A 15,691-nucleotide genomic window follows, 5' to 3' on the forward strand; every position below is an offset into this window, starting at 1 on the left:
GATACAATTAAACTTATAAAAACAACAAAAGGGGATACTTGCGTATCCCCTCTATATTATTCTTTATTGTTATTTCTATCAGTTTCTTCCACCTTTACGCCATGCAGTACTATAATATCCTTCGCGCAAAGAGCTTACTATTACTCCTTTTTTTATCGACGCATGAATGAATTTACCATCGCCGATATATACTCCTACATGATTAATATATTTCTTTTTGAAAGTAGAAAAAAACACCATATCGCCCGGTTCTAAATCCTCTTTATTGGTGATTGTTTCTTTTACATTCTTTGCTATTGTTGTACTAACTCTATCCAACTGCTGTCCAAATACAGTTTTATATATAATATTTGTAAAACCGGAACAGTCTACAGCTTTGCGGCTCATGCCGCCTCTACGATAACGTGTACCGAGCCAATCTGCTACCTCACGATACAAATCTAAATTGTCAGGATTTTTAATCGATATTCCCAATTGAGAAGAAAGCTCTTGCATTTCTTTTTGTTCTATCATTCTGCGTCTCATTACTTCCATAGAGACTGCAGCACTAGCACCTGCATCAGCTAACAAAGCGTCTGAGCTTGGCACATTATATTTAGAATTCTCAAATATTTTATCAAATACCGGTAAGGAAACCTTATCCCCAGTATTTGTTGTTACAGACATATTTTGTGAAGACTGTACCACTTTCACCGATTTGGGAGTATGAGATACACTCGTTTTTGATTTCTTTTTCCCTGCTTTTGATTTCTTTGGTGTAACAGCAGAAACCGGCGTAAAAGCCATGGAGCACATTAACAAAAATGTTGATATTCCTAGTATCCGTTTCGAAATTGACATGCTGTTTTATTTTTTAGCCGAATAAAAATAGGAAAATCAGTCTAATAAAACAGGAACTTTGCAAAAGTTTTATAGAATTTTAAGTTCTAGTGAGCTATTTTTTTAATCTGCCGCCTTTCTTCCATGTGCGTTTATAATATTCCTCATCCAGATGGCTTACTATTACACCATTGGACGTAGAGGCATGAACAAAACGTCCATCTTTTAAATAAATACCGACATGGCTTATTTTATTTCTACCCGAGGTGGCAAAGAAAACGAAGTCGCCCGCCTCTAAACCTCCTTTAGATACATTATGCATTTTCATTTTCGACTGATCTGTCGTAGAACGAGGTATTGATTTCCGATATACTTTCTGATAAATAAGATAAGCAAAACCGGAACAGTCTAGCCCTCTTCTCGACAACCCTGCATAACGATAAGGAACGCCCAGCCACTGCGAAACTTCGGCATAAAGAGGCATATTACGATCATCATCTTTATCAATATTACTTAATCCAATACCCAGTTTAGAGGAAAGCTCAGCCACCTCACGAGGATCGTATAAAAGTTTGCCTTGTGGTTTTTGTGTACCACAGGAAGATAATAAGATAACCAGTAATATAAAGACAGGAACACATCTGCCAACTACTCTAAACATAACATTAATAAGTTCTTGACATAAAGATAGAAAATTATTAAAAACAAAAGCGATTTCTGTCTCCAGAAACCGCCTTCTAAATATAATAAAAAGATTAATTAACAAGATTCTATTTTATTTTGAACCTGAATATGCAATATTCATATCACCTAATTGCATGTCATTTCCACCCTGCTTAACATTGTTTACTTTAATGGTCATATTTAGCTTACCATCTTTTACTGTAGATGAAGAAATCGCAACAGTTGCGGTCATAAGACCTCCTAACAAATCAATGTTTTTTGATGTATCTGCGAGTTTATAAGTACTTCCATCCTTTGTTACAGTAATTTCATCAACAGGAATATCTCCTAAAGTTAATGTACCATATGAAAATTCCTTAAGTTTAAGATTTACCTTATTGTCGGAAATTCTCGTCAATTCTATTTTTTTATCTGCAATAGTTTCATCAATCTCCATCACAGGTATTTTCAATGTTAATGAGCCAGTATAAGTACCAGCTACTTCCTTAGCATAATCTACTTTATCATCGTCATCATCGCTACAAGCTGTAAAAGCAAGACTTAATGAAAAAACAAACATCAATAAGCAAATAAGTTTTTTGTTCATAATTAGGAATTTTAATTAATAATAGAGTTAATTTGTGTCATGTCTATATTTTGTTGACATAAAGGTAAGATTACTTATAGAGTCCTACCCTCATTTTTAACAAAAAAAGACATGCGCCCCTAACTTTAAACGATTATTAACAATGCCTATTTTGAACTCAAGAACTCATCAATATGTTGAGCTGTCTTACGTCCCGATGCGATGCTTGTTACCACTAATGATTGACCGCTTACGCAATCTCCTGCTCCAAAGACCTTTGATACATTTGTAGCCCGATTCTTATCTGTCATTACATTACGGCGAACATCATCGGTTTTTATATCCAATTCTTGCAGTAAGCCTTCTTGTATAGGATGAACAAATCCAAGGGCAAGAAACACAAGATCTACTTTATGAATCTCTGACTGCCCAACTTCTTTCATAACATGGCGACCATTCTCGTCTTTCCCCCAAGCCACTTCTACAAGTTCTACGGCTGTCAATTTACCATCCTCTCCAATAAAGCGTTTAGTATTTAACGCCCAGCGACGCTCGCAACCCTCCATGTGAGAGGAAGAAGTCTTCAGTACTACCGGAAATGGATTAGGCCAAGGATTTTCTATTTCTTCCAGCTTTGCCGGTTTAGGTAATATTTCTATTTGCAATATATTCGCTGCGCCCTGACGATTTGCGGTCCCGATACAGTCTGAACCCGTATCACCACCACCAATAACAAGCACATTCTTACCTTTGGCATCAATCACCTGATCGGCCGGAACAGACTCTTTTGCGATCAGCTTATTCTGCGCTGTAAGGTATTCCATAGCATAGTAAACACCTTTCAACTCACGTCCTTCGACAGGAAGATTACGAGGCACTTGCGAGCCTATAGCCACACATACAGCATCATAATCTTTCAAGATGTCTTTACCTTTCACTTCTTTACCAATCTCTGTATTTACTACAAACTTAACCCCCTCAGCCTCCATTAGCTTCAATCGGCGATCGATAATATTTTTATTCAGCTTAAAGTCAGGAATACCGAAACGAAGCAAACCTCCGATATGAGAGCTCTTCTCATACACTGTTACTTCATGTCCTTTCTGATTTAGCTGATTAGCAACAGCAAGACCTGAGGGACCGGAGCCTATCACGGCTACTTTTTTACCCGTACGATGAGCCGGAACTTTAGGTTGAATAAATCCTTCCCCAAAAGCGTGCTCAAGAGCCGATGCTTCATTTTCGCGGATAGTTACAGGTGCTCGGTGTATAGAAAGCACACACGATTTTTCACATGGTGCGGGACAAATACGTCCTGTAAACTCAGGAAAGTCATTTGTCTGCATCAATACTTCTGCTGCCAACTTCCAATTTCCCTTATATATATATTCTTGCCATTCAGGCATCTTATTTCCCAGTGGACATCCCCAGTGGCAAAAAGGAATGCCACAGTCCATACAGCGTGACGCTTGTTCACGTCGATCTTCGCTATTTAGTGTTTGTTCTACTTCACCAAAGTCGAGAATACGCTCCTGAGCAGGACGATACCCTGCGTCTTTTCTTTTTACTGTTAAAAATGCTTTTGGATTTCCCATGATTCGTACTCCTCCTTTTAATAATCAAATTCTACTTGTGCTATTTTTTTCTTAATAGCTTCCAATTTCTCATCTTGCAACACTTTCTTATACTCGATCGGAGTCACTTTCATAAATTTCTCCACTTCCGTATTCCAGTTATCAAGAATATATTTAGCCAGAGGACTATTTGTATAGTTATAATGATTGGTTATCAACTGACGAAGTTCACGGCTATCGTAAGTATCTTCTATCAGTGTCAACTCTACCATTTGCATATTGCAATAGTAATCAAAATCTTCATCTATATTATATACATAAGCCACGCCGCCACTCATACCGGCAGCAAAGTTACGTCCTGTTTTGCCAAGCACTACAGTACGACCTCCTGTCATATATTCACAACAGTGGTCTCCTGCACCTTCAACAACTGCGACAGCGCCACTATTACGTACGCAGAAGCGTTCTCCTACTCGTCCATTGATGTATATTTCGCCCGATGTAGCACCATATAGCAATGTATTACCTGCAATAATATTCTCCTCAGGCTTAAATGTCGATGTTGTTGGCGGCACGATAATAATCTTACCACCCGACAAACCCTTACCCACATAGTCATTTGCATCACCTTCCAACTTGAAGGTTACACCATGCGCAAGAAATGCACCAAAACTTTGTCCGGCCGAACCTGTGAATGTAAATTGTATAGTATCTTCAGGAAGACCCGCATTGCCATATTTCTTTGCTATCTCACCCGAAAGCATAGCTCCCACAGTACGGTTCGTATTCTTTATTGTTTTGGTCATTACCGTTGGCATGGCTTTATCGATAGCCATACGAGATGTAGTGATCAATGAAATATCGAGCGCATCATCCAACTTATGTTCCTGATCTTTTATACGATGAATCGCATTTTCTTTTGCTTCTACAGGAAAATACATCAAACGAGACAAATCTAGTTTTTCAACTTTCTTATTTGCGTCACTCTTCATATATTTCAACAAATCGGCACGCCCTACTACTTCATCAAGTGATTTCACCCCTAAAGCAGCTAAATGCTCACGTACTTCTTCTGCTAAGAAATTGAAATAGTTGATAAGATACTCGCTGCGTCCCATAAACTTCTTCCTAAGCTCTTCGTTTTGTGTAGCAACACCTACAGGACATGTATTTAAGTGACACTTACGCATCATTATACATCCCAATACAATCAATGCGCTTGTAGCAAATCCAAACTCTTCAGCCCCAAGCATTGCCGCAACAATGATATCATGTCCGGTTTTTAGCTGACCGTCTGTTTGTAAGTATACCTGACCGCGAAGCCCATTCAGTACTAACGTTTGTTGAACCTCCGCTAAACCAATTTCTAAAGGAAGACCGGCATGCTTAATCGAACTTGCGGGACTTGCACCCGTACCACCTTCACATCCGCTGATGACGATACGATCCGCTTTAGCTTTGGCAACACCGGCAGCAATTGTTCCCACGCCACTTTCAGATACTAATTTTACACTAATCTGAGCAGCAGGATTTACATTTTTGAGGTCAAATATCAACTGAGCCAAATCCTCAATTGAATATATATCATGATGAGGAGGAGGCGAAATCAGAGAGATTCCGGGGATTGAGTGACGAGTCTTAGCAATAATCTTATCAACCTTAAAGCCCGGTAACTGTCCTCCTTCTCCGGGTTTTGCACCCTGAGCTATTTTTATTTGTAATTCATCTGCATTAACCAAATACTCTGTTGTTACACCAAAGCGACCGGAAGCAACTTGCTTAATAGAAGAACGGGCATTGGTAGCAAAACGTTCAGGTAACTCACCACCCTCTCCGGTATTGCTTTTACCACCGATAGCGTTCATTGCTACAGCCATTGCTTCATGAGCTTCACGACTGATAGAACCAAAAGACATGGCTCCTGTCACAAAGCGTTTTGTAATAGCTGACACAGGTTCTACTTCAGAAACATCAATCGGATTCTTAGAAGGATCAAAATCTAAGAAATCACGCAAAAATATCTTTTCCGTTTTTTTATCAATAGAGTCGGTATATTCTTTAAATTTCTTATAACTACCCAAACGTGTAGCCATCTGAAGATTCATTATCGTTTCAGGGTTCCATGCGTGATATTCACCATTGCGGCGCCATGCGTATATACCCTGACTTACTAATGACGGGTCGATAAAGTCACTCTCAAAAGCCTCATAAAAGGCCTCGATTGTATCGCTTGCTATATCATTGATATCAATACCTTCAATCTTAGATGTAGTCCCTTTAAAGTATTTATCGATAACTCCGGTACTGATACCCACAGCTTCGAATATCTGAGCGCCAATATAGCTTTTCAGTGTAGAGATACCCATTTTCGACATGGTCTTCAACAAGCCTTTATTTATAGACTTCACATAGTTCTTCATGGCTGTATGAAAATCTAAGTGAATATCTCCTTTTTTAACAAGATCTTCTATCACCGCTAATGCCAAATATGGATTCACGGCATTAGCTCCATAACCAAACAATAAAGCGAAGTGCATCACCTCACGTGGTTCTGCCGATTCTACCACTATATCTATTTGCATGCGCTTGCGGCGTTCGATCAGATAATGATGGACTGCCGAAACAGCCAATAATGAAGGAATGGCAGCATTATCCGGATTTACCCCTCTATCGCTAAGTACTATATAGTTACTACCGCTATCTACAGCTTTTTCTGCATTGCGACACATTTGTTCTATCGCTTTTTCCAGTCCGGCTCCACCTTGTTTCGGATCAAACAGCATTGGAATGATTTCCGCCTTAAAGCCCTTATAACCAAGATGCACTAGCAAATCTAGCTCCCTGTTTGATAAGAAAGGATTCGATAGCCCAACCATCTTGGTATGCTCCGGCATTGGTTCGAGTATATTTTTATGAAGTGAACCAATATATCCGGCAAGAGACATTACCAGCTCTTCACGAATAGGGTCGATAGGCGGGTTTGTTACCTGAGCAAATAATTGGCGGAAATATGTAAATAAACGCTGTGGCTTGTTAGATAAAACAGCTACAGGCGCATCGTTTCCCATAGATGCAGTAGGCTCTTTGCCTTCCACAGCCATTGGCGTCATTATCTTTTCTATATCTTCTTTGTAGTATCCAAAAACTTTCAGCAGCTTATCGTAGTTATCCACGCTATATTTTGGTGCACGCCCCGAAGATATGTCATCTAATGAAATACGGTTCTTAGATAGCCATTCACGATACGGGTATGCTTTTGCAAGATTTTCCTTCAGCTCTGCATCATATTGTATTGTTCCTTTTTCGGTATCTACCATTAGTATTTTACCGGGACGAAGGCGACCTTTTTCTTTTATTTCAGAAGGCTCAAATGGCAATACCCCCATTTCGGAAGCAACAACCATAACGTCATTATGAGTTATCAAATAACGGGCAGGGCGCAGACCATTACGGTCTAACAATCCTCCGGCATAACGTCCATCCGAGAACAATAGTGTAGCCGGTCCATCCCAAGGCTCCATAAACAAGCTATGGTATTCATAGAAAGCTTTCAAGTCATCAGATATCGGATTCTGATCGTTCCACGATTCGGGAACCATCATTGCCATTGCATGAGGTAGTGATTTCCCTGACATAACAAGGAATTCCAACACATTATCAAATGACGCACTATCACTCATAAATGGTTGAACAATTGGCCACAAGTCGTTGATATTCCCTAGCAAATCTGATTTCAATATGCTCTCACGGGCTTCCATCCACAAACGATTACCCTTTATCGTATTGATCTCACCATTATGAGCCACCATACGGAATGGGTGTGCCAAATCCCATGTAGGGAACGTGTTGGTACTGAAACGTGAGTGTACCAAAGCGATCGCACTTGTCAGATGCGGATTCAGCAAATCAGGATAATAATGCCGAAGTTGCTCAGACGACAACATACCTTTATATATAAGGCGCTTTGTAGATAAACTGACAATATAGAAAGCTCGCTTAGTCTCTAATGAAAATATTTTAGAGTTGAATATTTCTTTTTCTATTTTCTTACGAAGTAAATAGAGTTTGTGCTCTAATTCATCCTGAGAAAGACCTTCTTCTCCGAGCACAAATATTTGTTTTATATGAGGCTCATTCGACTTTGCCATCTCTCCCAATATTTCACTATTGACAGGTACATCGCGAACAGCCAAAAGCTTCAAGCCTTCCTTATCGATATATTGCGTGAGAGTTATCATACACGATTCCATCTCAGCCTCACCCTTCGGTAAGAAGACCAATCCGGTTCCGTAGTGCCCTTTCTCGGGGACAGGTATCCCCTGTAGAAGTATAAACTCGTGCGGTATTTGTAACATAATACCGGCACCATCACCGGTTTTATTATCGGCGTTTTCTGCTCCACGGTGAGTCATGTTCTCCAATACACGGAGACCATTTTCAACGATAGCATGTGATTTTGCACCCTTCATATGCAACACCATACCTACCCCACACGCATCGTGTTCGTAGTTTGGGTCATATAGTCCGTGCTGTATTGCTGATCTTAAATCTTGCATAGTCAATAGTTGATATGTGAATGAAAGAATTTTCGGGTTCTATCCTAATTTATTTACAATGACAAATGTACGAATTTCGCTTTAATAAATTTTCTTTTTGATTTAAAAATGCACCTTTTTAATAAAAAATCTATATTTAATCGATTTTATTTAACAAAAGAACATAAAAAGAAGCAAATTAAAGACCCCGAAATAAATAATTCAGCCTGTTTTATTTCATATTTATACCCGCAAGATCAAAGCCCTGTATAAAAAAAGAAATCCCGACTCGTTAGAGATCGGGACTTCTTTTCTTTATAATGTTTAATTATCGTATAAACAATAATTCTCTATATTTAGCCAATGGCCACATTTCATTATCAACAATCAATTCAAGCTTGTCGATATGATAGCGGATTTCGTCCAAATACGGAGCTACATTATCATGATAAGCAACAGCTTTCTCACGTTCACTCTCAATGTTATTAGCCGCTTTACGAGCATCTATCATTTCATGAACTTTTGCGTTCACGGCATTCACATGCGTAGATACTTTTTCTATCAAACGGATTTGTTCTGCACCAAGAGTCTTGTAGTCATCAGAGATGTCTTTTAGCTTAGAAACATTTGTCAACAATATAGATTGGTATGAAATCGCTACAGGAATGATATGATTTAAAGCCAAATCACCTAATACACGCGATTCTATCTGGATTTTCTTTGTATACATTTCCCACTTCACCTCGTTACGAGCATGAAGCTCTACTTCAGATAAAATACCGGCAAATGTTTTGATGCTTTGTTTTGAAGTATAGCTATCATAGATAACAGGAACGCTTGTTTCGCAATCCAATTTACGTTTTTTAGCTTCTGCTTTCCATTCTTCGCTATATCCATTACCATTGAAACGGATAGAACGAGATTCTTTGATATACTTCTTCAATACTTCGTAAAGAGCCTCTTCTTTCGATTTGCCTTTACTGATTAGCGCATCAACTTCGTCTTTAAACACTCTTAGCTGTTCTGCAACAGAAGCATTCAAGGCTGTCATAGCAGAAGCACAGTTAGCAGAAGAACCCACAGCACGGAACTCGAAACGGTTTCCAGTAAATGCAAATGGAGAAGTACGGTTACGGTCTGTATTATCCAAAAGGATTTCAGGAATTTGACCTACACCTAAACTAATCTGCTTCTTGTTGTCAACAACGATAGCATCTTTTACAGAGCTCTTCTCAAACTTATCAAGAATATCGCTAACCTGAGTACCCAAGAATACTGATATGATAGCAGGAGGAGCTTCGTTTGCACCAAGACGGTGAGCATTTGTAGCTGAAGATATTGAAGCTTTCAACAGGCCGTTATTCTTATAAACAGCAGCCAAGATATTCACCACAAATGTGATAAAACGAAGGTTTTCAACTTTATCCTTACCCGGAGAAAGAAGGTTGATTCCTGTATTTGTAGCAAGAGACCAGTTGTTATGCTTACCCGAACCGTTGATTCCCTTGAATGGTTTTTCGTGGAATAGGATACGGAAAGAGTGCTTGCGCGCCACCTTATCCATTACAGACATAACCAAAAGGTTGTGGTCTACAGCAAGATTACATTCTTCATATATAGGAGCCAGCTCAAACTGATTTGGAGCTACTTCGTTGTGACGAGTTTTTACAGGAATGCCCAAAGCATACGATTCGTACTCAAGCTCTTTCATAAAACGCTGAACACGTTCAGGGATTGAACCAAAGTAGTGGTCTTCCAACTGCTGATTTTTTGCACTTTCGTGACTCATCAGCGTTCTTCCTGTCAAAGCTAAGTCTGGACGAGCCATAAACAAGTCTTCGTCAACAAGGAAATATTCTTGTTCCCATCCAAGGTTAGATATTACCTTTGTTACATCTTCATTAAAATACTGAACGACACCTGTTGCAGCCTTATCTACCGCAGCAAGAGCTTTCAACAGAGGAGTCTTATAATCAAGAGCCTCACCTGTATATGAGATAAAGATAGTAGGAATACACAATGTTTCGCCTACAATAAATGCAGGAGATGATGGATCCCAAGCAGAATAACCACGTGCTTCGAATGTATTACGAAGACCTCCCGACGGAAAACTTGAAGCATCAGGCTCTTGCTGAGCAAGAAGCTTTCCTTCAAATTCTTCAATGAGTCCACCATTACCATCATGTTCAACAAAAGCATCATGCTTTTCGGCAGTACCGTCTGTCAACGGATGAAACCAGTGAGTATAGTGTGTTACACCATTTTCCAGAGCCCACATACGCATTCCGGCTGCAACATGCTCTGCCAGATTACGATTTACAGATTGTCCTTTTTCAATTGCATCATTAAGCGCTTTAAAAGTTTCTTTCGAAAGATATTTGGTCATAGCTTTACGATTGAACACCTTTTCCCCGTAATACTCTGAAGTTTTACTTTTAGGTTTCTCTACCTCAAGAGGCTTTCGCTCTGAGGCCAGTGCTACTGCTTTAAAACGTAACTTTGTCATAAATTTACTTTTATTGAGTTTATATAGGATTTATCAAATAGAAATCTTTTTTAATCGACCAACAGCCTCTTTGGTATTTTCTAAAGTACCAAATGCCGTTAACCTTAAATAACCTTCTCCACTAGGGCCAAAACCTACACCTGGAGTTCCTACAACATGCAAATCATTCAATAGATAATCGAAGAATCCCCAAGATGTCATTCCTTTTGGAGTTTTTACCCAAATATAAGGAGAGTTTACACCACCATATACTTGCAATCCTTCGGAAGCGAGACCCTCACGAATGATCTTTGCATTATTCATATAATAGTCGATGATATCTTTTATCTGCTTTTTACCTTCAGCTGAAAAACAAGCCTCAGCTGCACGCTGAATAATATATGGAACACCGTTAAACTTAGTAGTATGGCGTCTGTTCCACAATTTATTATAAGAAATCTTTTCTCCGGTTTTGGTGTATCCCATCACAGTTTTAGGCACAACGGTATAAGCACAACGAGTACCTGTAAATCCGGCAGTTTTAGAAAAACTACGAAACTCGATAGCCACTTCTCGTGCTCCCTCTATCTCGTATATACTATGAGGAACATCACTTTCGGTAATAAATTCTTTGTAAGCGCCATCAAATAGGATAAGTACCTTATTTTGGAGAGCATAATCAACCCATACTTTCAATTGATCTTTCGTCAATGTAGTACCTGTAGGATTGTTAGGATAACACAAGTAAACGATGTCTACTTTCTCTGTCGGCAATGACGGAATAAAGTCATTCTCCGATGTACATGGAATATAAACAAGCTTATTCCATTTGCCATTTGCCTGCAATTCTCCTGCACGGCCAGCCATTACGTTTGTATCTACGTAAACAGGATAAACAGGGTCTGTAACAGCAACAATATTATCAAGTCCAAGAATATCGCCGATATTACCTGTATCACTTTTAGAGCCATCACTTACATATATTTCGTCAGCAGAAATATCCAAGCCACGTGCTTTATAATCATTTTCTACAATTGTATTTACCAAAAAGTCGTACCCTTGTTCAGGTCCGTATCCTCTAAAAGTAGATGCATTCGCCATTTCATCTACAGCGGCATGCATTGCGTTTATTATCGCCGAAGGTAGAGGTTTTGTAACATCACCGATTCCCAAACGAATAACATTGGCTTCAGGATGGGCGGCCTTAAATTCATTTACTTTTTTTGCAATATCCGAGAACAAGTAACTTCCCGGTAGTTTAGTATAATTTTCGTTTATGAATGCCATTTTTATATATTAATAATTTCGGGTTCTTCTATTATATGGCCGCAGTATTAAAAAATCTCTCCTTCAAAAACTGTCACAGCCTCACCGGTCATATACACGTGATTATTTTGCTCATCCCATTCTATCTCGAGATCTCCGCCTATCAGGTGAATTGTTATTTTACGGTCGCAATATCCGTTCAGTATGGCAGCAACAGCCGCAGCACAGGCTCCTGTGCCACAAGCCAGAGTCTCTCCTGCTCCACGTTCCCACACACGCATATTCAACGTTTTGCGATCAACGACTTCAATGAACTCAGTATTTGTTTTTCGAGGGAATATCGGATGTTTTTCAAACTTAGGTCCTATTACAGGCAAATCAAGCTCTTTTATTCCTGTTGTAAAAACAACCGCATGAGGGTTCCCCATCGACACGCAAGATATTTCCCATATTTTGCCATCGATATCCAACGGGAAATTAAGTACAGGCTCTTTATCCACCTTCACCGGAATTTGTACAGGATCAAGGATCGGCTCACCCATATCCACTGTCACCTTACGAGCTTTTTCGTCTCCCTCCAGTAAAGTTATATATTTAACGCCGGCTTTTGTTTCCAGCGCAATTTCCTTTTTTGTTGTCAATCCGTTGTCGTATACATATTTCCCTACACAACGAGAAGCATTACCACACATCTCGGCTTCAGAACCATCGGAATTGAACATCTGCATTCTAAAATCTGAATTCTCAGATGGCAATATAAGCACTAAACCATCCGAGCCAATACCAAAATTACGATTGCTAAGGCGGATTGCTAATGCTGAAGGATTTTCTATCTCCTGAACAAATCCGTTCATATAGATATAATCATTGCCCGCGCCGTGCATTTTGGTGAATTTCAACTTCTTCATTCTCTATATTTCGTCTTTTTTTACTTTATCTTTTCAAGGGACAAATTTCATACAAATTATTCGTTTTTGCAAGAAATCCATAACATTTTTTCATCTTTAATAAAACAAAAAAATCTTTTTGTTTTATTTTCAACTTAAAAACAAAACATAAAGACATTATGAAGGTTTAATTGATTTACAAATGATAGGTTTATATTTAATATCACGTCTCTTTAATGCTCTTTACAAAAATTCTGCAACAAAATACTTCTCACACAACATCCTTTTCAACTATATGCCATTATTCCTCTCGAATCAAAACTTAATTTCGAAATAAAAACAATCACGATAATCAATTGTTTTTCATTTCTCTTATTTTACCGATAGCAATAAAACAAAAAGGAGGCAACTGCCTCCTTAAAATATACTATTTATCATATGCTTCTGCATGAACAGCCTTCACCGCCCTACCTGACGGATCAACTCTATTCTTGAAAGACGCATCCCACTCCAGCGCCACAGCCGTACTGCAGGCGACGGACGGAACGGACGGAACGGTATGAGCAGCCGAAGCTGATGGGAAATGTTCTTCAAACATTGTGCGATACCAATACTCTTCCTTTGACATTGGAGGATTGATCGGAAAACGCTCCGAAGCATGCATCATCTGCTTATCTGAGACTTTCTTTTCAGCCATTTCCTTCAACGAGTCTATCCAATTATAGCCAACTCCGTCTGAAAATTGCTCTTTTTGCCTCCAAGCAACACTTTCAGGCAAATAATCCTGAAATGTTTTTCTTAATATATATTTTTCTATTTTACCATTACCACACATTTTATCCTGAGGATTTAAACGCATAGCAACATCCATAAATTCTTTATCGAGAAAAGGCACACGCCCCTCTACACCCCATGCAGCTAACGACTTATTCGCACGCAAGCAATCATACAAATGCAATCTATCCAACTTCCGTACGGTTTCTTCATGAAAAGCTTTTGCATCGGGAGCCTTATGAAAATATAAGTAACCACCAAACAACTCATCTGCACCTTCGCCGGAAAGCACCATCTTCACTCCCATCGATTTTATAAAACGAGCCAACAAATACATAGGGGTAGATGCACGAACGGTAGTAACATCATAGGTTTCGATATGATAAATCACATCACTGAGGGCATCAAGAGCCTCTTCGACCGTGAAATTTATTTCATGATGTACTGTTCCGATATACTCTGCCACCTTTTTTGAGGCCACCAAGTCCGGAGAATCTTTCAACCCAACAGCAAATGAATGCAATTGAGGCCACCAAGCTTCGGTCTGGTTATCATCCTCTATTCTGCGAGCTGCATATCGTTTTGCGATAGCTGATATTATAGACGAATCCAATCCTCCTGAAAGTAAAACACCATAAGGAACATCCGACATCAATTGGCGATGCACAGCGCTCTCCAAAGCTACTCTCAACTCATTTTCATCAGATTCATTATCTTTTACATTATCATACTCCATCCAGTCACGTTTATACCAACGTTTCAATTCATTCCCCTCGGCACTACACATATAATAACCGGGTAAGAATTCCTGCACATTGGGACAAACACCTTCCAAAGCCTTTAATTCGCTTGCCACATAAAATTGTCCGTGATCGTCATACCCCATATAAAGAGGAATTATACCCATATGATCACGCCCAATAAGACAAATATCATTTTCAACATCATAAAGCGCAAAAGCAAAGATGCCATTTAAATCCTCAAAGAGATCAACCCCTTTATCTTTATACAAAGCCAAGATTACTTCGCAGTCTGAGTGTGTAAGAAATTCGTAGTCGGGATAGCGACTTCTTATTTCTTTGTGATTGTAGATCTCACCATTGACAGCCAAAACCAAATTACCATCTTTACTATAAAGAGGTTGTTTACCAGAGTCTACTCCTACAATAGACAATCTTTCGTGAGCAAGAATAGATTTCTCACCACAATATATTCCCGACCAATCCGGACCGCGGTGACGGATTTTTTTTGCCATGCGAAGAACCTGCCCCCGCAAAACGCTTATATCTTGTATTAAATCAAAAGCTCCTACAAATCCACACATATATTTATCACCTGTTTTGTTTAAAATTTGAACAGTCTGGCAAATTTATATCATTTTATTCGTAAATAAAAAATAAATAAGACTTTTTGTTAATAAAAAACACTATTAAATCTCATTATGATAACAAAACTAAAAATACAACAAACTAAACACTTTTGTTAATTTCGGTTTTAAAATCTTATAAAAAGCGTGAGCTATATATAATTAAGTAAAATATGTATATATTTGCACCACAAATATTTGCATAACGAACACATTACAATGAAGAATTTCATCCTATCCTTTACAATTTTACTAACCGCCTGCACTTTGATGACATCATGCGGAGACAACGAGGAGGAAGCCGTAACCTTACAGGGCGAATGGCTAATGCGCGAGCAGACAATAAAAACATCCGATTCCAGCTTTGACAATATGCTAAATACTGTTTTCAGTCTGGACTTAAAAGAAAATCAAACAACCAGAGCTTTTACTGAATTAAATGTAAAAACTACGATCAGAAAAAAAGGATCTTCGGGCTCTGACGGACTTATCAGTGAGTCTACCGACGCATATGAAGCTAAAGGAGACTCCATATTTATACAAAGTTCATTGCATGGAGGCACTGCGGCTAGTAAATACCTTATAACGCCTAACACCCTCACTACTTACCGTAAGGTAACCTCACAAGACATTAGAAACATCGTTACCATTATGGGAGTAGACCCCGCAACAATCCCTAATGACCTGACAGGTGAATTAAAAATCAAAGAAATACGATAATCTTTTCCACAAATAT

General features: G+C 38.9%; 10 protein-coding genes. 1 reads left to right on the forward strand and 9 read right to left on the reverse strand.

The features are described from left to right. Positions 1-78: 78 nt before the first annotated feature. From PKC55_RS04390 to asnB, 9 genes are all read right to left on the reverse strand, one after another. Positions 79-840 (reverse strand): C40 family peptidase, encoded by a 762-nt coding sequence (locus PKC55_RS04390; protein ID WP_135103853.1) that lies wholly within the window; start codon positions 838-840, stop codon positions 79-81. 94 nt (positions 841-934) lie between these two features. Next, a complete protein-coding gene (locus PKC55_RS04395) occupies positions 935-1,480 on the reverse strand; it encodes a C40 family peptidase (protein WP_283686305.1) in 546 nt (181 codons plus the stop codon). Between the two features lie 114 nt (positions 1,481-1,594). Next, the gene (locus PKC55_RS04400) at positions 1,595-2,089 is read right to left on the reverse strand and encodes a calycin-like domain-containing protein (RefSeq protein WP_135103851.1); all 495 of its coding nucleotides are present in this window, start codon (positions 2,087-2,089) and stop codon (positions 1,595-1,597) included. Positions 2,090-2,235: 146 nt separating this feature from the next. Beyond that, complete coding sequence (gene gltD, locus PKC55_RS04405) at positions 2,236-3,663, reverse strand: glutamate synthase subunit beta (protein WP_291126122.1); 1,428 nt, start codon at positions 3,661-3,663, stop codon at positions 2,236-2,238. Positions 3,664-3,680: 17 nt separating this feature from the next. Continuing rightward, positions 3,681-8,198, reverse strand: a complete 4,518-nt coding sequence (gene gltB, locus PKC55_RS04410; protein ID WP_291029506.1) for a glutamate synthase large subunit — start codon at positions 8,196-8,198, stop codon at positions 3,681-3,683. 307 nt (positions 8,199-8,505) lie between these two features. Beyond that, entirely contained in the window at positions 8,506-10,683 is a 2,178-nt protein-coding gene (locus tag PKC55_RS04415) for a glutamine synthetase III family protein (RefSeq protein ID WP_135103848.1), read from the reverse strand. A 33-nt stretch (positions 10,684-10,716) separates the two neighbouring features. Next, positions 10,717-11,949 (reverse strand): LL-diaminopimelate aminotransferase, encoded by a 1,233-nt coding sequence (locus PKC55_RS04420; protein WP_291128684.1) that lies wholly within the window; start codon positions 11,947-11,949, stop codon positions 10,717-10,719. 47 nt (positions 11,950-11,996) lie between these two features. Continuing rightward, entirely contained in the window at positions 11,997-12,836 is an 840-nt protein-coding gene (gene dapF, locus PKC55_RS04425; RefSeq protein ID WP_291128685.1) for a diaminopimelate epimerase, read from the reverse strand. Between the two features lie 406 nt (positions 12,837-13,242). Then, entirely contained in the window at positions 13,243-14,913 is a 1,671-nt protein-coding gene (gene asnB / locus PKC55_RS04430; protein WP_303887992.1) for an asparagine synthase B, read from the reverse strand. Positions 14,914-15,174: 261 nt separating this feature from the next. Between asnB and PKC55_RS04435 the strand changes: the two genes are divergently transcribed. Further along, on the forward strand, positions 15,175-15,675 hold the full coding sequence (locus PKC55_RS04435; protein WP_324372035.1) for a hypothetical protein: 501 nt from the start codon (positions 15,175-15,177) through the stop codon (positions 15,673-15,675). The last annotated feature ends 16 nt before the right edge of the window (positions 15,676-15,691 follow it).

Source organism: Dysgonomonas sp. (genome assembly GCF_035323175.1).
GTDB lineage: Bacteria > Bacteroidota > Bacteroidia > Bacteroidales > Dysgonomonadaceae > Dysgonomonas.

Excerpts from the sequence above, each read along its gene's own strand:
- gltD (WP_291126122.1), bottom strand. The coding sequence starts at position 3,663 with ATGGGAAATCCAAAAGCATTTTTAACAGTAAAAAGAAAAGACGCAGGG.
- PKC55_RS04390 (WP_135103853.1), bottom strand. The coding sequence starts at position 840 with ATGTCAATTTCGAAACGGATACTAGGAATATCAACATTTTTGTTAATG.
- PKC55_RS04415 (WP_135103848.1), bottom strand. The coding sequence starts at position 10,683 with ATGACAAAGTTACGTTTTAAAGCAGTAGCACTGGCCTCAGAGCGAAAG.
- PKC55_RS04420 (WP_291128684.1), bottom strand. The coding sequence starts at position 11,949 with ATGGCATTCATAAACGAAAATTATACTAAACTACCGGGAAGTTACTTG.
- gltB (WP_291029506.1), bottom strand. The coding sequence starts at position 8,198 with ATGCAAGATTTAAGATCAGCAATACAGCACGGACTATATGACCCAAAC.
- PKC55_RS04395 (WP_283686305.1), bottom strand. The coding sequence starts at position 1,480 with ATGTTTAGAGTAGTTGGCAGATGTGTTCCTGTCTTTATATTACTGGTT.
- PKC55_RS04435 (WP_324372035.1), top strand. The coding sequence starts at position 15,175 with ATGAAGAATTTCATCCTATCCTTTACAATTTTACTAACCGCCTGCACT.
- asnB (WP_303887992.1), bottom strand. The coding sequence starts at position 14,913 with ATGTGTGGATTTGTAGGAGCTTTTGATTTAATACAAGATATAAGCGTT.
- PKC55_RS04400 (WP_135103851.1), bottom strand. The coding sequence starts at position 2,089 with ATGAACAAAAAACTTATTTGCTTATTGATGTTTGTTTTTTCATTAAGT.
- dapF (WP_291128685.1), bottom strand. The coding sequence starts at position 12,836 with ATGAAGAAGTTGAAATTCACCAAAATGCACGGCGCGGGCAATGATTAT.